Annotated in this window: 18 protein-coding genes and 1 riboswitch; of the genes, 11 read left to right on the top strand and 7 right to left on the bottom strand. The window is 55.9% G+C overall.

What is annotated here, in order from left to right:
• Positions 1 to 20: 20 nt before the first annotated feature.
• Positions 21 to 344, bottom strand: a complete 324-nt coding sequence (locus MTX78_RS18720; protein WP_243797370.1) for a rhodanese-like domain-containing protein — start codon at positions 342 to 344, stop codon at positions 21 to 23.
• Between the two features lie 112 nt (positions 345 to 456).
• Here MTX78_RS18720 and pnuC point away from each other — a divergent pair, with 112 nt between their 5' ends.
• The 4 genes from pnuC to MTX78_RS18700 all read left to right on the top strand — a co-directional run bounded on the left by pnuC (position 457) and on the right by MTX78_RS18700 (position 3126).
• Positions 457 to 1089, top strand: coding sequence for a nicotinamide riboside transporter PnuC (gene pnuC / locus MTX78_RS18715; RefSeq protein ID WP_243797368.1), 633 nt, complete (start codon positions 457 to 459; stop codon positions 1087 to 1089).
• 65 nt (positions 1090 to 1154) lie between these two features.
• Positions 1155 to 1679: an AAA family ATPase gene (locus MTX78_RS18710; RefSeq protein WP_243797367.1), complete on the top strand. Its 525-nt coding sequence runs from the start codon at positions 1155 to 1157 to the stop codon at positions 1677 to 1679.
• Between the two features lie 148 nt (positions 1680 to 1827).
• Positions 1828 to 2703, top strand: a complete 876-nt coding sequence (locus MTX78_RS18705; protein WP_243797365.1) for an aldose 1-epimerase family protein — start codon at positions 1828 to 1830, stop codon at positions 2701 to 2703.
• Positions 2704 to 2712: 9 nt separating this feature from the next.
• Positions 2713 to 3126, top strand: coding sequence for a GNAT family N-acetyltransferase (locus MTX78_RS18700; RefSeq protein ID WP_243797363.1), 414 nt, complete (start codon positions 2713 to 2715; stop codon positions 3124 to 3126).
• A 221-nt stretch (positions 3127 to 3347) separates the two neighbouring features.
• Here the strand turns inward: MTX78_RS18700 and MTX78_RS18695 are convergent, their stop codons facing one another.
• Entirely contained in the window at positions 3348 to 3617 is a 270-nt protein-coding gene (locus tag MTX78_RS18695; RefSeq protein WP_243797362.1) for a hypothetical protein, read from the bottom strand.
• A gap of 322 nt (positions 3618 to 3939) precedes the next feature.
• A riboswitch (TPP riboswitch) is annotated at positions 3940 to 4043 on the top strand.
• A 60-nt stretch (positions 4044 to 4103) separates the two neighbouring features.
• Here MTX78_RS18695 and MTX78_RS18690 point away from each other — a divergent pair.
• Positions 4104 to 6587: a TonB-dependent receptor gene (locus tag MTX78_RS18690; protein WP_243797360.1), complete on the top strand. Its 2484-nt coding sequence runs from the start codon at positions 4104 to 4106 to the stop codon at positions 6585 to 6587.
• 83 nt (positions 6588 to 6670) lie between these two features.
• Here the strand turns inward: MTX78_RS18690 and MTX78_RS18685 are convergent, their stop codons facing one another.
• On the bottom strand, positions 6671 to 8416 hold the full coding sequence (locus MTX78_RS18685) for an APC family permease (protein WP_243797358.1): 1746 nt from the start codon (positions 8414 to 8416) through the stop codon (positions 6671 to 6673).
• A gap of 215 nt (positions 8417 to 8631) precedes the next feature.
• Between MTX78_RS18685 and MTX78_RS18680 the strand changes: the two genes are divergently transcribed.
• Both MTX78_RS18680 and MTX78_RS18675 read left to right on the top strand, forming a co-directional pair.
• Positions 8632 to 9864 (top strand): acyl-CoA dehydrogenase family protein, encoded by a 1233-nt coding sequence (locus tag MTX78_RS18680; RefSeq protein WP_243797356.1) that lies wholly within the window; start codon positions 8632 to 8634, stop codon positions 9862 to 9864.
• Positions 9865 to 9977: 113 nt separating this feature from the next.
• A complete protein-coding gene (locus tag MTX78_RS18675) occupies positions 9978 to 10466 on the top strand; it encodes a YfbM family protein (RefSeq protein WP_243797354.1) in 489 nt (162 codons plus the stop codon).
• 564 nt (positions 10467 to 11030) lie between these two features.
• On the opposite strand, the gene MTX78_RS18670 is transcribed toward MTX78_RS18675, so the two are convergent.
• On the bottom strand, positions 11031 to 11492 hold the full coding sequence (locus tag MTX78_RS18670) for a DUF4268 domain-containing protein (protein WP_243797352.1): 462 nt from the start codon (positions 11490 to 11492) through the stop codon (positions 11031 to 11033).
• Between the two features lie 160 nt (positions 11493 to 11652).
• Between MTX78_RS18670 and MTX78_RS18665 the strand changes: the two genes are divergently transcribed.
• Positions 11653 to 11997 carry an HIRAN domain-containing protein gene (locus tag MTX78_RS18665; protein WP_243797350.1) on the top strand — a complete coding sequence of 115 codons (345 nt, stop codon included), beginning with the start codon at positions 11653 to 11655 and terminating at the stop codon, positions 11995 to 11997.
• A gap of 104 nt (positions 11998 to 12101) precedes the next feature.
• Here MTX78_RS18665 and MTX78_RS18660 read toward each other — a convergent pair whose 3' ends face one another.
• Complete coding sequence (locus MTX78_RS18660; protein ID WP_243797348.1) at positions 12102 to 13061, bottom strand: hypothetical protein; 960 nt, start codon at positions 13059 to 13061, stop codon at positions 12102 to 12104.
• Between the two features lie 302 nt (positions 13062 to 13363).
• Here MTX78_RS18660 and ruvB point away from each other — a divergent pair, with 302 nt between their 5' ends.
• From ruvB to queG, 3 genes are all read left to right on the top strand, one after another.
• Complete coding sequence (gene ruvB, locus MTX78_RS18655) at positions 13364 to 14404, top strand: Holliday junction branch migration DNA helicase RuvB (protein ID WP_243797347.1); 1041 nt, start codon at positions 13364 to 13366, stop codon at positions 14402 to 14404.
• Between the two features lie 182 nt (positions 14405 to 14586).
• Complete coding sequence (locus MTX78_RS18650; RefSeq protein ID WP_243797345.1) at positions 14587 to 15039, top strand: hypothetical protein; 453 nt, start codon at positions 14587 to 14589, stop codon at positions 15037 to 15039.
• 159 nt (positions 15040 to 15198) lie between these two features.
• Positions 15199 to 16152, top strand: coding sequence for a tRNA epoxyqueuosine(34) reductase QueG (gene queG, locus MTX78_RS18645; protein ID WP_243797343.1), 954 nt, complete (start codon positions 15199 to 15201; stop codon positions 16150 to 16152).
• Positions 16153 to 16361: 209 nt separating this feature from the next.
• Here the strand turns inward: queG and MTX78_RS18640 are convergent, their stop codons facing one another.
• On the bottom strand, positions 16362 to 16553 hold the full coding sequence (locus tag MTX78_RS18640) for a hypothetical protein (protein ID WP_243797342.1): 192 nt from the start codon (positions 16551 to 16553) through the stop codon (positions 16362 to 16364).
• A 302-nt stretch (positions 16554 to 16855) separates the two neighbouring features.
• Entirely contained in the window at positions 16856 to 17749 is an 894-nt protein-coding gene (locus MTX78_RS18635; RefSeq protein ID WP_243797340.1) for a ferritin-like domain-containing protein, read from the bottom strand.

The following is a 17749-nucleotide window of genomic DNA, read 5'->3' as shown; positions in this document are numbered from 1 at the left end:
GGGCTAAAAGCATCGGCCACTTAGTACACCGCCACCGAGGGGTCCACGCGGAGGCTCCAGGCGTGGATACCGCCGCGCAGATTCAGCAGATTGGTTTTTTCGTGGCGGTGCTGCAGGTACGCCAGGGCCTGCATGGAGCGGACGCCGTGGTGGCAAATGAGCACAATGGGCCGCGTTTCGTCGAGTTCTTCTACGCGCTGGGGTAGGTCGCCGAGCGGAATCAGGTGGCTGCCTTCAATGCGGCAATACGCGTACTCCTCGGGCTGCCGCACGTCGATGAGCTGCATATCTTCCCCGTTGGCAAGACGGCGGTTCAGTTCTTCGGGCGTGAGTTCGGGGAGCATGGCAAGTGGTTGGAAAGGCGAAACACAAAATTAGTTGGTGGCTCGTTAGCTTTGGCTTCTTCATCCAGACTACCGTTGCCGCCTGGGAGGTTTCCGCTTTTAGCTTATTGTTTTGTTGCAGTCGTTATACGAGTTCTTAACCGCCGCCGTCGGCAACAGTCCGCTGGAGTGGGTGGCCGTCCTGACGGGGTTTGCCTGCGTGTGGCTAGCCGCCCGCGAATCGCTCTGGAATTTTCCGGTGGCCATTGTGAGCTGCGGCATCTACATCGTGGTGTATCTGCGCGCCGGCCTGTATTCCGATTCCATGCTCCAGGTGATGTTTATTGCGCTGAGCGTGTACGGCTGGTACGAATGGCTGTACGGGGGGCGCGGCAAAACCGAACTGCCTGTGTCGCACACGCGCCGCCGTGAATGGGTGGTCTGTGTGCTGTTTGTGGCGGGCTTCACGGCGGGTTTTGGCTATTACTTAGAGCACAACACCGACGCCACGGTGCCGCATTGGGACAGTTTCACCACGGCGGGTAGCTTGGCCGCGCAGTATCTGCTGATGCGCAAGCGCCTGGAAAACTGGTGGCTCTGGATAGTAGTAGACATCATCTACGTGCCTATTCTCTGGTACAAACAGCTTTACCCGACCAGCGCCCTTTATGCCTTGTACCTGGGGTTGGCCGTGTACGGCTATGTACAATGGCGCCGCGCCATGCGCAAAGATGAGTTGCTGCTGAAGCTTGAACCCAACGACTAAAGAATCTTTCATTGGCTGTAGCGTGCTAGCCTCGTATTCTAGTTGCTACTGCCTTACCTGTACCCATGCTGCGCGTCGCCATCACCGGCCCCGAATCGACGGGCAAAACCACCCTTAGCCGCCAACTGGCTGCCCACTACCATACCACGTGGGCACCCGAGTATGCTCGCGCTTATCTAGAAGAAAGAGGCCCCGAATACGCCTTGCCAGACCTTGAAGCCATTGCCCGGGGCCAGCTTCATGAGGAAGCGCAAGCCATTGCCGCCGCCGAGCAGCAAGGCCACGCCATCTGCTTCTGCGACACCGATTTGCTGGTCATAAAAATATGGGCCGAGCATGCCTTTGGGCATTGCCCTGAGTGGATTTTGCAGCGCATTGAACAGCAACGCTATGATCTGGTGCTGCTGCTCGACGTGGACTTGCCCTGGGAACCCGACCCGTTGCGTGAGCACCCGCACTTGCGCCAGCATTTTTTCACCTTATATCAGCAGGCCTTGCAGGTTCAGCAAGCCACTTTCGCCGTTGTGCGTGGTGCCTTAGCCCAGCGCTTCGAGCAAGCACGTTTGCTAGTAGATGAACTGCTGAAGTAATAACGAGCCCTTACCCTTCCACGACGGGCAGCGTAGAGTATGACGCGCTCCAACGGTTAGTGCCCCCTAGCCGTATGGTGTTGCGTCTGCCTCTGAACCCTGCCGCCGCTGGCAGCGCCACGAAAAGCCTCTGCTACCTCTTCTTCATATGACGTACACCCTCGAAAACGAACAGTGCCGCGTAACTATTCAGGCCAGCGGCGCTGAACTGAGCAGCTTCGTTCGCAAAGACCTCGACAACCTGGAATATATGTGGGAAGCTGACCCCGCCGTGTGGGGACGCCATGCGCCGGTGCTGTTCCCCATTGTTGGCCGCCTGCCAAACGATACTTACACCTACCAAGGCCAAACCTACCGCCTCACGCAGCACGGCTTTGCCCGCGACCAGGAATTCACGCTTGTCCGTCAAGCACCCGCTGAGCTGGCGTTTGAGCTACGTGCCAACGATGCTACCCGTGCCCTGTTCCCCTTCGATTTCAGCTTGCTGATCAGCTACCGGCTGGCGGGCCCCATGCTGACCATCGGGTGGGAGGTAACCAACCTAGGTACTGGTGAACTGCTCTTCGGAATTGGCGCGCACCCGGCTTTCCGTTGTCCCTTGCTTCCTGATGAGGCATTTGAGGACTACGAGTTCGTGTTCGACCATCCCGTTAGCTTCGAGCGGCATCTGCTGGAAGGCGGCTTGCTCAACGGCCAAACCGAGTCTGTGCTGCAAGACGAAACCACGCTGCCGTTGCGCTACGAGCTATTCGAGCAAGACGCTTTGGTGCTGAAGCACTTTGACTTCACGCACGTTACGCTGCGCAGTCGTCGGTCGGGCCGGGGGGTGCGGGTGCGCTTCGATGGTTTTCCTTACCTCGGCCTCTGGACCAAAGGCCCTGGGGCCCGCTTCGTGTGCATCGAGCCCTGGCAGGGCATTGCCAGCGCCACCACCGACTCGGGCGAACTAGCCGAGAAAGAGGGGATTCTGACGCTGCAGCCCAACCAGGAGTTTGTGGCCTCCTACAGCATCACCGTCGAATAGCGCCTTCTTATGCCTGCTTTTGAAGTCCGCGCCATCACCCCGGCTGATACCTATACGTTGCGCCACCAAGTGCTGTGGCCCGACAAGCCCTTGGAGTACGTAAAAGTGGAAAACGATGCCGCTGGGCTACATTTCGGGGCTTTCCTCGGGGAGGAATTAGTGTCCGTTGTTTCGCTTTTCGTGGAAGATAGCGAAGCGCGCTTTCGCAAGTTCGCCACGCATCCAACCTATCAGCGGCAAGGTATCGGGAGCGTTTTGCTGAAACGTGTGCTAACCGAAGCGCGCCGCCACGGAGCCACCCATATTTGGTGTGATGCCCGCCAAGACAGCGCCGATTTTTATGCCCGGTTCGGATTACTGCCGCAGGGCGCAGAATTCTTTAAGGGCCCCATTGCCTACCTACGCATGGGCTGTGAGCTATAGGACGCTGTGTGCAAGAGCAAATGAGCAGAACCCTCCAAGAAGTTTCTGTTAGTTAATCTGATCAGTAACTTCTACGATTTACCGTATTCATTCAGCCAAAACGACCCTTCCGGCCTCTGTTTCCTGTTGTATCGGCCACGATTAACAACGGAACGCAGAAAGCCAGAAGGGTCGTTTTTTGTATGAGGTGCCGCGCAGACGGGCTGTAGTGGCAGGTAGAGCTATAAAAGATGAGGAGCAGTGGGCCGTACGGGCCGTTGGGGGCGCCTGTTGTAGTCCGGTTCCCAGTCGTTGATGGGGCGCGTGATGCCGGGGGGTAGGTCCAAGTCGGGGAGGCCGTCATCGAGCGGCTCGCCCCCGTCGTCGTCGTTGTCGGGCTGAGGCGGATTGGGGTAGCGCCGCCGAGGAATCAGCAGAAAGTAGATGGTAATAGCAAGGACGACAAGTAAGTACACGAGGGGAGTCATGGTCGGGGTAGACTGGAAGGACAAACGAGCAGACGGGTGGGGTACCGACTAAATAACGGAGCGGAGGTGGATGTTGTTTTCCTTGGCCTCCGAGTTTTGGGATCTGAAAGCCTTTCTAAGGTAATTGATTATCAATCGAAAGTAAAGGAGAAGTGGATTTCTTGTTTTTCACTTTCCACGGGCAGGCTGCAATGATGAGCTTGCGCCTCTGAGTGATACGGAGCGCGTGCAGCAACTGGATGGGATAACACCATATATCAGCTGTGATTTGCTTGCCACTTGGCGTAGCACAACCCCAGTGCGCGAAAACCCGCAGCACGCAACCAGAAACTCCCTTACCTTTGCAGCAGAAGTTTAGGGGTGCCCCATGCCACAGTGGCCAAGGCTGAGATCATACCCATTGAACCTGATCCGGGTAATGCCGGCGAAGGGAACAGACGATCCGCGAACGATACTGCCAAGCCGCCGACCCCTGGCGTAGGGCCCGTTCTTCTTTTTCGCATTGCCTTTTTGAAAACTTTACTGCTTTCCGGGGCGGCGCTGTTGGCGCTGCCTTTCTCGGCCTGGGCACAAGGTCCCGTGTCGGGTACCGTAACGGATGCCCGTACCGGCACCGCCTTGCCTGGCGCTACTATTTTGCTTGACGGTGCGGCTAGCGCGGCTACCGATGCCGCCGGAAACTTCTCGTTGTCGGCGGTGCCGGCGGGGATACACGAACTGCGCATCTCGTTTTTGGGCTATGAACCCTTGGTGCGGCGCGTGCAGGGACAAGCCACCGAGCAGCGCCTAAACACTACACTTCAGCCCGGTGGGGTGCTTACCGGCGAAGCCCTCGTAACGGCTTCCCGCGCCAACGACCGCACGGCCACCGCCTATTCCAACGTCAATCGAGAAGAGCTAGCCAAGCGCAACTTCGGCCAGGACTTGCCTTATCTGCTCGACCAAACGCCTTCGGTGGTGGTCAATTCCGATGCTGGCGCGGGCGTGGGCTACACCGATATTCGTATTCGGGGCACCAACAACACGGGCATCAACATGACGGTAAACGGCGTGCCGCTGAATGATGCCGAGTCGCACGGCTCGTTTCTGGTGAATCTGCCCGACTTGTCGTCCTCCATTAGCAGCGTGCAAGTGCAGCGGGGCGTGGGCACCAGTCAAAACGGCGGCGCGGCCTTCGGGGCCAGTATCAACATTTCCACGCTTGATGTGCGCCGCGAAGCTTACGGCGAAACGCAGAACACCTACGGCTCTTTCAACACCTGGAAAAACAACGTCTCGTTTGGGACCGGGCTGCTGAACGGGCACTTCACCGTGGATGGCCGCTTGTCGCGCATTGCCACCGACGGCTATATGAACCGGGCTTCCTCGGATTTGAAGTCGTATTATTTCGCGGCCGGCTACCAAGCTAAGAACACGCTGCTGAAGTTCATCACCTTCTCGGGCCGCGAGAAAACCTACCAGGCTTGGAACGGGGTACCGGAGCCAGCCCTTACGGGCAACCGGGCGCTGTTGCAGCAGTACATCGACAATGGAGAGCTAAGCGAAGCCGATGCGGCACGGGTGCTCCAAGAAGGCCGCCGCTACAGCTACTATACCTACGACAACCAAACCGACAACTACCAGCAAAACCACTACCAACTGCACCTGTCGCAGGGGCTGGGCTCCGACTGGAACCTGGGGGCGGCGCTGCACCTCACGCGCGGCTTTGGCTACTATGAAAACTACCGCGCCAACCGTCGTTTCTCCGCTTACAACCTCCAGGACGTAGTGATTGGCGGCGATACGCTGACCCGTACCAACCTGGTGGACCGCAAGTGGCTCGACAACTACTTCTACGGCGGCACCTTTGCGCTAAACTACCAACCGCAGGCCAACGACCGTTTTCAGGCAACCGTAGGCGGAGCCTGGAACCAGTTCAACAACGACCACTACGGCGAAGTAATCTGGGCGCAGTACGCTTCCAACGGCAACATCCGGCACCGCTACTACTTCAACGACGCCACCAAAACCGACTACAACGCCTATGCCCGCGCTACCTGGCAGGTGTTGCCAAAGCTCGGGGCGTACGGCGACGTGCAGGTGCGCCATATCGAGTACAACATTGATGGGGTAGAAGACGACCAAAACGACGTCACGACCCGTGCCCGCTACACCTTCTTCAACCCCAAAGCCGGTGCTACCTTCTCTTTGGCGGAAGGCCAACAACTGTATGCCAGCTTCGCGGTGGGCCAGCGGGAACCTGTCCGCTCCGACTTCACCGACCGCCCCGCCGGCGACCAAAGCGCGAAAGCCGAGCGTCTCGAAGACTTCGAGGGTGGCTACCGCTTCACTCGCCCCGATGCCAGCCTACTCGGTCCGGGTACAGTGTTGCGCTTCGAGGCCAACTATTTCTCCATGAACTACCGCAACCAGCTCGTAGCCACTGGCCAGCTCAACGACGTGGGCACGGCCTTGCGCACCAACGTAGCCCGCAGCTACCGCCGGGGCGTCGAGCTGACGGGCTTCGTATCGGCCGATGATAAAATTAGTTTGAGCACTACCCTCACGCTAAGCCGCAACCGCATTCTGAACTACCAGGACGTGGTGTATGACGAAAACTACGAACCCGTGGTAGCCGCGCCGCGCGCTTCCACCATCTCGTATTCGCCCGGCGTGGTTTCGGCGCACACCCTGGAAGGCCAGCCCGTGAAAGACCTGCGCGTGGCATTGTTGCTGAAAACGGTGAGCCGCCAATACCTCGACAACTCGCAGAACGCAGCACGCAGCATCCGGCCTTACGAAACGGTGGATTTGCGCCTGCGCTATGCCCTGCACCCGTCCTTTCTGAAAGAAATAGAGCTGGGCTTGCTGGTAAATAACATCCTTAACCGCGAGTACGTGGCCAATGGCTATACCTACAGCTACGTCGGCGCCAGCGGCAGCCAAGAAACGTTCAACTGGTTTTTTCCGCAGGCCACCCGCAACTTCCTAGCGTCAGTAGGAGTGAAGTTCTAGTACACGCACCGCACACGAAAACGCCCTGTCGTGCCTTCAAGCGCACGGCAGGGCGTTGCTGTTTTAGAGAGCCTAACGGGCGGTCATATGATGAGCCGCACGCCGCCCAGGTCGGAAATTTGGTAAGGAAACTGGTTGCCAGGGGAGCCAATGAACATAAAGTTCTTCGGGATGTGCCACTCTTTCGAGAGCCGGTCGATTAGCTCGGGGCCAAACTGGTCATTGATCGTTACGAAATCCACCACAATTTGCTCGTAGGCGCGGTCAAGCACCCGAATGTCGGTCAGCAGGTCCTCGGGGTAGGTTTCACCTTTCTTAAGTAGCGTCACAATTTTGAGGCGGTTGGTAAACTCGTTTTCCACCACGTAGGCCATCACCTTGTTGAGGTTCGATACGTTGTCGCCTTTGGTGAAGAAAACGAATTCCTGCCGGTGCAGCTCCCGCAGTTGCCGCCGAATGCTGAGCTGCGTGAGCCGTGAAATCCGGGGCGAATGTTTGGCAAATGACTCGGCCGCATCCAGCACTAGGTTCAGGATGGCCGTGCGGTTGAGCATGGCCGACACTATTACCATGGCCGGCAGGAAGTATTGCAGGAACACAATGAGGTAGTCGGGGCGCATGCGGATGTTGCCGTACAGCGCCGCCAGCACTCCTAGCAACGCCAGCGTCACGGTAAGCAGGCTGGCATAAACGGGGCGCGGCAGTTTGGGGCGTTTGCGCTTAAGCAAAAAGTTGCCCAGCGCAAAAAAGGCCATCACCGATAAAAACGAAATGGTATACACGCCCGCCAGCGGCCCCAATTCGCCGTTGGTAATAAGTAGCACCGACAAGCAGAGCAGGAAGAAGGTAATAAGAATGATATAGTTGCTGCACCGCTTGTTTTCCTTGAGGAAGAATTGCGGCAGAATTCGGTCTAGGGTCATGCGCTTCATCAAGCCGCTCACGCCCACAAACGAGGTGAGCACCGCTCCGCTGAGCACGGCCACGGCATCCACAGAAATAAGCGTGGCCAGCCAAGGGCCGCCAGTGCGGTTGCCAAGGTGCGAAAGAAGCGTTTCGGTATGCTGGCCTACTTCCACCAACGGCAGTGCCGCAATGGCCAGAAACGCCAGCAGCGGGTTGAACACCGTCACGACCACCCACATGTTGCGCAACGTTTTCTGAAACACGCCACGCGCCTGCTCTTCCACAAAGTTCGCGGAGCTTTCAAACCCCGAAATGCCTAACATAGCTGCGCTGAACCCCAAAAACAGCGCTGAAACGAGGCTGCCCTTGAGGGGCATGTGCCAGTTGGCTACCAACGTATCGAGGCCGTGCACGAACAGGTACCAGCCCGTAACGCCCGCCAGTAATGTGAGCGACGCTAAATGCAACACGAAAATACCCACTGCCACCACCGCCGACTCGGAAATGCCCAGGATGGTGAGCAGCAGAAAGAGGCCCAGCAGCAAGATGGTGGCCAGAATAATTGGCAGTCCGTGCCAGAGCGTGTGCAGATAGTGCATGGCCTCGGAAGCCGAAATAACGGCTGTAGCCATGTATGACAGGATGGTGAGACAGGCCGCCACCGCCGCGTTACGCTTGCTGGTCGTGTTAAGCAGCACGTTGTAGGCTCCACCATTGAGCGGCAGCGCCCCCACCACTTCGCCGTAGATGCGCCGAAACAAAAACAACACGGCGCCCACCACCAACAGCGCCACCCAGGCGTATTGGCCGGCATGCGCAATAGCTAGCGCCGATACGTACAAGCACGAGGAGGAAATGTCGTTGCCACAAATGGCGCTGGCTTCCAGTTCGTTGAGTTTTTTGTGTGGGGTAGCTTGGCTCATAGGAGGGTGAAGGCATAAGAACGCAATGCTGCTTCTACGCAACAAACAAAAACTTGAACAATCCTGCCGCGTCAACCGATTTCAACCGGACGCTTGTCGTTGGGCTGACGCTGAGCAGGAACCCTGTAGCTCAGCCGAACCATTGGTTGACGGGGCCGGTTTCACGTATTGAAACCACTATCTTTGAACTGATTCCCACCCAAGCTATTCCTTGTATGTCTTCCCAAGCTGACGTCCTCTCGCCCCAGGCCAAGGCCACCAAAGCCCACGGCTCCACCAACGCTGCTGGTTTCACCGATTACTACGATATCGATGGGCTGCTCACCGAAGAGCACCTGCTGGTTCGCCAGAGCATCCGCGACTTCGTGAAAAAGGAAATCAGCCCGAACATTGAGAAATGGGCCCAGGACGCTTATTTTCCTTCTGAGATTGTGAAGAAGTTCGGCGACGTTGGTGCCTTTGGCCCCACCATTCCCACCGAATACGGCGGCGGCGGGCTCGACTACATCAGCTACGGCCTGATTATGCAGGAGATAGAGCGCGGCGACTCCGGTATGCGCTCCACGGCCTCAGTACAAGGCTCGTTGGTGATGTTCCCGATTTACGCCTACGGTTCCGAAGAGCAGCGCCGCAAGTACCTGCCCAAACTGGCGTCCGGCGAATGGCTGGGCTGCTTCGGCCTCACCGAACCCGACCACGGCTCCAACCCCGGCGGCATGGTCACCAAAATCGAAGACAAAGGCGACTATTACCTACTGAACGGCGCCAAGCTCTGGATCAGCAACTCCCCCGAATGCCAGCTGGCTGTAGTGTGGGCCAAAGACGAAAACGGCCGCATCCGAGGCGTAATCGTGGAGCGCGGAATGGAGGGCTTCAGCACGCCCGAAATCCATAACAAATGGAGCCTGCGCGCCAGCACCACCGGCGAGTTGGTGTTCGAGGATGTGAAAATTCCCAAGGAAAACGTGCTGCCGAACATCGACGGTCTCAAAGGTCCGTTGTCCTGCCTCGATTCCGCTCGCTTCGGTATTGCCTGGGGTGCCATCGGTGCTGCCATCGACTGCTACGAGTCGGCGCTGAAGTACTCGTTGGAGCGCGAGCAGTTCGGTAAGCCCATTGGTGGCTTCCAGCTACAGCAGAAGAAGCTAGCCGAAATGCTGACCGAAATCACCAAAGCCCAGTTGATGGCGTGGCGCCTCGGTATGCTCAAAAACGAAGGCAAAGCTACCAGCGCCCAAATCAGCATGGCCAAGCGCAACTCCGTGGATATGGCCTTGCACGTGGCCCGCGAAGCCCGCCAGATTCACGGCGGTATGGGCATCACCGGCGAGTATTCCATCATGCGCCACATGATGAACCTGGAGTCCGTCATCACTTACGAAGGCACCCACGACATTCACCTGCTCATCACCGGCGCCGACATCACCGGCATCCAGGCGTTCAAGTAAGCCCTGATTTGTCTACCTTGAAACGGCCGTTCTGGAAACAGAGCGGCCGTTTTTTTTATCCCTTTTCATCTTTACTAGCACTACAGACTAGCACTCCAGGTATGAGCATGACCATGACACTCAGAAAAGTGAGTGATAAGCAGCTACGTGAGTTCCTAAATGAGCCTGATTCAATACTGGATTTCGTGGATAACTCAGTGCCTGCCACTCAGGAGTTAGATCTGGACAAAGCATGGCACGGACTACACTTCATGCTGACAGGCTCGGACTGGGAGGGGCCGGAGCCGTTTGCGTATTTACTGGATGGCGGCGAGATAATCGGCAATGAGGAAGACCACGACCTGGGATACGGCCCCGCGCGCGGACTAGCCAGTGCCGAAGTCAGCCGCTTTGCTGCTGCGCTGTATAGTTTGTCTGAGTCAGAGTTCAAGTCACGCTATAACAGCGCAGCAATGGACGAGCTGGAAATATATCCGCTGGAATGGAGTAAGGAGGAAAAGCCGGAGGAAATAGTGGAATGGCTGGTAACTACTTTCAAGGAGTTAAAGCAATTTGTACAGGACGCTGTCACTAAAAATCAAGCCTTGTTGATCTATATGTAGGAAATCTTCCTGTAGCCATGAGGGGTTTTTGGTTCGTATACATCTGACATCCAGTAATCTACCTCAACGCTATGAACAACGATCAATCAGCCGCATGAAAATGCCGAGTCGCGGCGGCAATAACGCCGCGAGCATGATAAAGAGCAGTACCCCAACGAAGACAACGAGATGCGCCAGGGTGGCCCAACCAAAGCCTAAAGCACCACGAACGTACCTACTCTAGCGACAATAACTTTACTCCTGATAGTGAAGCTGAAACCGGCTCGTCCGACGGTATTGCCAAAACCATAGACGGCGACGGCGGCCGCTACCACAACCTCGATGAAGTAGACAGCAGCTCCGACAATGACCAAGGCGGCACAATGGGCGCTGCTCAAAGCGGCACAATGGGCGCTGCTCAAAGCCGTGAGCCTCAGTTGCGTACGCCTAGTGCTCAAGCATCGCACACCAGCAAAGGCCCGGGCGGCGACCAGACCTAAGCCATTACATAACCAGCAGATTTCAATGCATGAAAAAGGCTGCTCCCGTCTTGGAGGTAGCTTTTTTCAGTTCGCATTGCCTTACCTACCGTAGCTCATCGAAAGCATACTGCGCGGTGCTCCAAAACTCATCGAGAGCAACGAGACGTGGCTTGAAAAACGAGATGAGCCGGGGCCAGTCGTCGCGGTTGAACAGGTTGGCTGGCTGCAGTTCCTGATAGATGCGGCTGAGCGGTTGGCCGTTGGCATCTTCGGCGTGCAGTTCCCATTGCCAGGTTTCGCCCACTGTTTCGTGCAGCATGGTTTGAAGCTCCTTGAACTGCTCGAAAAACAACTCCCGGATTTCAGGGTCAGGGTGAGTTAGCTCAATGCCAATGGAAGCCAGCCGCACATCGGCGTGCAGCCGAAAATACACGTGCTTGAGGCCGGTTTTGTAGTTAATCCAGTTGGTCGGGAGTCCTTCGGCCGAGGGTACGGGGGCCATGTATTGGCCGAAGGTGGTCCAAAAGGCCTGCCGAATCTGGGAGGCTTCTGCTTTACTGTACATAGATATTCTTAGGTGACAAATAACAACTGCCCGAAGCCAGCCAAGCCAGCGTGTAGTCGAGGAAATACGGTTCGGCAAGCTACTTGGCCGAAGAATTTCAGCTAGCTACTACGAAGCTGCTGGCTACTTCTTTACTTTACGGTTCAACAGCTCCGTTTCTATGGCCGCTCCCGACTCCTCTGCCCTCGTTCTGCTTGAATGCCTCGTAGCCGGTACCACCCACCGCTCGGGCCTGTCCGAATACGAGCCACACCTGCAACTAGGACAGCGCTTAGTACTCACTCGTGAAGCCGACAGCACCTACGATGATTGGGCGGTCCGGGTCCTGACCGCTGACCCCGAGCCCTTTTGGCTGGGCTACCTGCCCGAAGGGCGCAACGAGACCGTGGCCCGGCTCCTAGACGCGGGCTTTCCACTTGAAGCCCGCCTCAACCACAAAGCCTGGGAAGACGAGTGGCTGCACCTGGAAATTGAAGTGGTACTGCTTGCCAGCAATCAGTCCTAACAGTAGCAGTCATTCCAACGCGGAAGGAATCTGAGTGAAAGTCGTTCAACTAACGCACGCAATTTCCTACTGACGGCGGAATAACAACCGCGCCGGGCCACCGATTACAGTGCATCGGCCAGGGCTAATACTTGCTGGCGAGCAGTTAGCAATGCGGGTTCTTGCGGAAATGTATGCTGCACCCAACGGGTAAAGCCGCTCACCATTTCGCCTACCGCCTGTCGGTGGCTAGGCGCGGCTGTAGCGTTTTCCTCGGCTGGCCGTGCCGGGAATAGGCTTTCTAGTCCGAGCCGTTCTAGCACTTCCGAAACGAATACCATGCCGCACACTTGCATTGCCTGATAGAGCTGTACTAGCTCCGGCATGCTCAGCGGCAGTTCTTCAGCGGCCTGCAACTCACCCAAGCGGCCAATCATAGGTTCCAGAGCAGTTGGTTGCAAGCTGGGTAGAGCGGCCACGGCTCGCAGGAAAGCATGGTCGCCAGCTTCGGGGAGCGAGTGTACCAGCAATAGCGCCAACCGCACCATCTGCAACTGCGCCTCTGAAAAGCGGATGGTAGCGGCCAGAGGCGGCATGACAGGGTGCTTGGCCACATAAGCATGAAACAGCTCTTCCACCCGCAGCCGGTGCAGCCCTAGTTGCCACGCAGGGGGCAAGTGCTGCTCTAGCGTAAGCAAAAACGCGCCGCTCAGTTCCTGGCAATAGGTTTTCAGCTGCTGCATCTGCGCAATGCCAATGTCCATCTGACGTCTCACATAAGCCAAAACCGGTTCCGCCAGCGTCGTATCCAGCGCGAGGCGGCCTACGAGCAGTAAGTTGTACAAAGCGCGAGGCTGCTCTTCTAATGCCAGCAGTAGCTGTTCGTGGCTGGCAATGGTATTCAGCTCGTTTACCCGTGCAAGCGTAAGATCTGTAAGAGCGGCCACTTGGCGAGGGAGTTCCTCCTGGGAACGGCTTAGAAGCTCCACGCAGACCATGCCATGCAGGGAAAGGCAACGCGCCAATTGGTCGTAGAAATCGGCAGGAAGCGTTTGGAGCCAGTCGTTGGAGGAAGTAGAAGGCATTCGGCAGCAAGGCAATTTGAGGCTGCAAGTTACAGACGCCGACGCTGCCACATAGCGTTTCAAGCTTTACAAATAAGTGGCATTTGTGTTTCTCGTTCCTAATAAATGGCGTGCTACGCCTTGCAACGCCACTTCCTGCTTGGTGTTACGGCCGTTAGAGCAGTATACAAACCGAATAAATGCACGGGTCTTTTGCTAATGTAATTAGTAGTATAGGGCATTTCAATGTTTTTTGCTAAAAAAGGGACATTTTACCTCCTTAGGGTGTTACCTTGCCGATACCAACCTTTCTTTCGGCTGCTATGCGCGAAAACTATCTCACCGGCGCCAACGACCACATGGACGCCTCCGAAAAAGACATTGATAAGGCCCTCCGCCCGCTTTCATTCGACGACTTTGCCGGCCAGGACAAGGTAGTGGAGAACCTGAAAGTGTTTGTGGCCGCGGCCAAACGCCGTGGCGATGCCCTCGACCACGTACTGCTGCATGGGCCTCCCGGCCTCGGCAAAACCACGCTTTCTCACATCATTGCCAACGAGCTGGAATCCGGCATCAAGATGACCAGCGGCCCGGTGCTCGACAAGCCATCTGACCTAGCTGGCCTGCTTACCAACCTCGAGCCGCACGATGTGCTCTTCATCGACGAAATTCACCGCCTCAACCCGGTGGTGGAAGAATACCTGTACTCGGCTATGGAGGATTACCGCATCGATATCATGCTCGATTCGGGTCCGAATGCGCGTTCGGTGCAGATTACGTTGTCGCCCTTCACGCTGATTGGTGCCACCACCCGTTCCGGCATGCTCACGTCGCCACTACGGGCCCGTTTCGGTATTAGCTCGCGCCTGGAATACTATGACTCTAAGCTGCTGACCAGCATTGTGCAGCGCTCGGCTGAAATCCTAGGCACACCTATTCATGAGGATGCGGCTTACGAAATTGCCCGCCGCTCGCGCGGTACGCCACGTATCGCCAACAACCTACTGCGCCGCACTCGCGACTTCGCCCAAATTAAAGGCAACGGCACCATTACGGTGGAAATAGCCCAGTTTGCCCTAAACGCCCTCGACGTAGATGCCCGCGGCCTCGACGACATGGACAAGCGTATCCTTACCACCATCATCGACAAGTTCAAAGGTGGTCCGGTGGGCTTGAGCACCATTGCCACGGCCTGCGGCGAGGAAGCCGAGACCATTGAGGAAGTGTACGAGCCGTTCCTGATTCAGGAAGGTTACATCAAGCGCACGAGCCGCGGCCGCGAAGCCACCGAGCATGCCTATCAGCACCTCGGCAAGCTCATGCCTCAGCACCTGCGTGGCAACACTGGTGAGCTGTTCAGCTAGTAATTACAGATTTTAGTCCAGCAACCGTAGTGGCGAGAAGTAGTGAATGAAGCTACTTTTCGCCACTTTCGTTTTGGACGCGAATCATATAGCCGACAATCTGTAACTGAGCGAAAAACGCCTACTGGTTTCGTTCCTGGCGACATTATTAAGAAAAGTCTATTAACAAGAACGAACGAACCATGGCACTGAACCGTATTGCTTGGCGCTTTACCAAAGAACTCTATACTGACTCAGCAAGATTCAATCAAGATGTAGTGGCGCATCAACTAGCAATCTATCAGAAGGATAATCATTGGGAACCTAACACCGTTGTATTTGCTGTTCCAGAATTACAAGTTCAATATATGGCATGGGTGAAACAGCCATCAGACTTGCTGGAAAACGAAACGCTAATCGATGAAGACAAGCAGGTTTTTGAAGAAGAACCTGAAGAAGAAATGCATCAGGTTGAAATCTTGGCAACGCTGGCAGCCAATGACGGAGAAAAATTTACAGTCTTGGAGTTCCTGATGAAGGCACATAATCAGCAAGCAAATAAAGACCTTGGCGACCATATATTCTTTGAGGGAACTGACGATACCCCGCAGATTATAAATGGGTTGCCCACTTATTTTATAGCGTGTGGTAGTTGAAATTATATTGAAAACAGCTGTCAACAGCCTATTGGCGCCACAGCATTTATCCAGTAAACTCCACTGCCGGTAGGGCTTTCATTTTTCGAGTGAACTTTGAAATTACTTGGGTAGTCTGTCTTGTAGCTGCCATGTAATTACTTTTGGTGCTTTCTGCTCATGCTCCCTACCGCTCACTATACTGCCTTTATCAAGCAACGCGCGGCGGAGCTGGGCTTCATGTACTGCGGTATTTCCAAGGCCGAGTTTCTAGAGGAAGAAGCACCGCGCCTCGAAAACTGGCTGAACCGCAATATGCACGGCCAGATGGGCTACATGGCCAACCACTTCGATAAGCGTCTCGACCCGCGCTTGCTCGTGGATGGGGCCAAATCGGTGATTTCGCTGCTGCTCAACTACTACCCGCCCCAGGAAGCCCAGCAGTTCGACGACACACTTAAAGTCAGCAAGTACGCCTACGGCCGCGACTATCACTTCGTCATCAAGGACAAGCTGAAAACGCTGCTGGCAGCCATGCAGGAGGAAATAGGAGAAGTGGGCGGCCGGGTGTTTGTCGATTCAGCGCCGGTGATGGACAAGGCCTGGGCCAAGCGCAGCGGGGCTGGCTGGATGGGCAAGAACACCAACCTGATTACACCCGGCGCGGGCTCGTTTTACTTCATTGCCGAGCTGATTGTGGACGTGGAGCTCGACTACGACGGCCCTATTAAGGACTACTGCGGCACCTGCACCAAATGCGTGGATGCCTGCCCCACCGGCGCCATCACCGAGCCTTACGTGGTAGATGGTAGCAAGTGCATCAGCTACTTCACTATCGAGTTGAAAGACCAGATTCCGCGGGAGGTGGAAGGTAAATTCGGCAACTGGGTGTTCGGCTGCGACATTTGCCAAGACGTCTGCCCGTGGAACCGTTTTGCTAAGCCCCACCAAGAGCCGCAGTTTAATCCCCATCCTGGCTTGAAAGACCTCAAGGCTACCGATTGGCAGGAAATCACGCACGAACTGTTTTCGGAGCTGTTTCGGCAGTCGGCAGTAAAACGGACAGGATACGTCGGCTTGCAGCGCAATATTCGCTTCGTGACGGGGGATAAGCCGCCGCTCAACGAGAGCTAACGCCGTGAATGACTAGATAGACAGGATAGCAAAGAGCGTTGTGCTCTGTACTTAGGGAGCAACAAGCTTAGCAATAGCACCGCTCACCAGGGGTATGTAGTGGATAGTGAAAGAAAGCCCACTGGAAAGAGGGAGGCCCCTGGCAGAGAATAAAACAGATTCACGCTGTTTTATTCTCTGCCAGGGGCCTCCCTCTTTCGTCTCTCAGTTTAGAGTGCGGGTTGGCTGAACACGCGGTTCAGGATGCGGTGGTAGATGCGAGAGAACTGTTCGTAGCACCACACGCGAAATTGAGCTAACTCAGCTGGTACCAGCATGCGAAGAGCTTTGCGGAGCTCTTTTTCAAATAGGATCTTATCAAAGCTCACCTTGAGCAGGATGGTTTTTGCGTATTCCAACATAGGAGTAAGCTAATTATTATGGGTGTTTTTGTGGGTGGAAGGAGCATCAGTAGAGCTGTATACGGAACGCCGAAAAAAGGGTGCGCGCCGGCCGAGTGGAACGTTGATGGAAGGAGGAAGTTGGTACTTTGAAGATAAAAAGGCTGGTTGTATTTACTGGTGTAAGATTTGGATATTGAGGTACTTGGCTAAACAACAATGTATCTATATAGTGCCCTTCACTCACAAAAAAAGGAATAGCGGATGCCATTCCTTTTTTAAATAAAGTGGGAGTTAACCGTATTTGCGCCGGCTAACGCTGCTTAATAGGTAAACAAGCCCAGCAGTGCTTCCGCCTCTTCAGCCGATAAGGGCTCGTCGAAAGCCTCCGGTACGCTTACTGTCAACAGCTCCATTCCAGAGCCAATTGGCAGCAGCCGGAAGGGTACCGGCTTGTAGGTTCCTGCTGCACCCGTCGAGGTGGGGGCCTGATAAATCACTTGCGTGGTAGCGTGCTCTGTGGCGTACACCACGTCGGTTTTGCCGGCTACCGTAATGGAAGCATCCGTCGGGCTGGGCCAAGGCTTAACTACCGCCGCGCGCTGCCGCCGGATTGTGCGGATACGGGCTGCGTGGCGCGCCTCGGTGGAGTGAAGCTGTAGCGCAGTTTGCAGCGTGTAGTTATCGGCCGTCAGAAATTCCACTTGCGCTTTGTAGGCTCGCACGCCGGTGTCTTCCAGGAGTTGCGCTAACGTCAGAAACTGGTCGAAATTGCTGAACACGTTGGGGAAGAGTGCCGGCTGGGTGTTGTTTTTGCTGCCCGTAAAATCGTAGGTAGGCAGTGCTGGTATAGCCGCGTTGGAAGAAATAAGGCGTGTCAGCAGCGCCACGTGTTGCTGCTGGTGCGCCTGCATTTTCACAATAGAAGCACGAATGCTGCCATCAGCTGGAAAAAACGAGGCGGGCGCAGTTAGAGCGCGGGTGTAGAACGCAGATTGCAGGCGTTCTAGCTGTAGAGCCAGCTGCAGCGAGTCGAGGATGGTGCGGGTAGTGCGGGCCTGGGTGGGCAGAGCACCCAACCCCAAGGGCAGCGCAGCGGCCAGGGTTTTCGCTCCGATACGACGCAGTTCGCCGAGCGCCTCACGCCGGGGGGTGCTGTTCTCGAATTGAGTGGTAGGGGTAGCGGCCAGATCGGCCAGAAGCTTCAGAATATTCAT

The organism is Hymenobacter tibetensis (assembly GCF_022827545.1).
Taxonomy (GTDB): domain Bacteria; phylum Bacteroidota; class Bacteroidia; order Cytophagales; family Hymenobacteraceae; genus Hymenobacter; species Hymenobacter tibetensis.
This window is presented reverse-complemented; position numbering and strand designations above follow the sequence as displayed.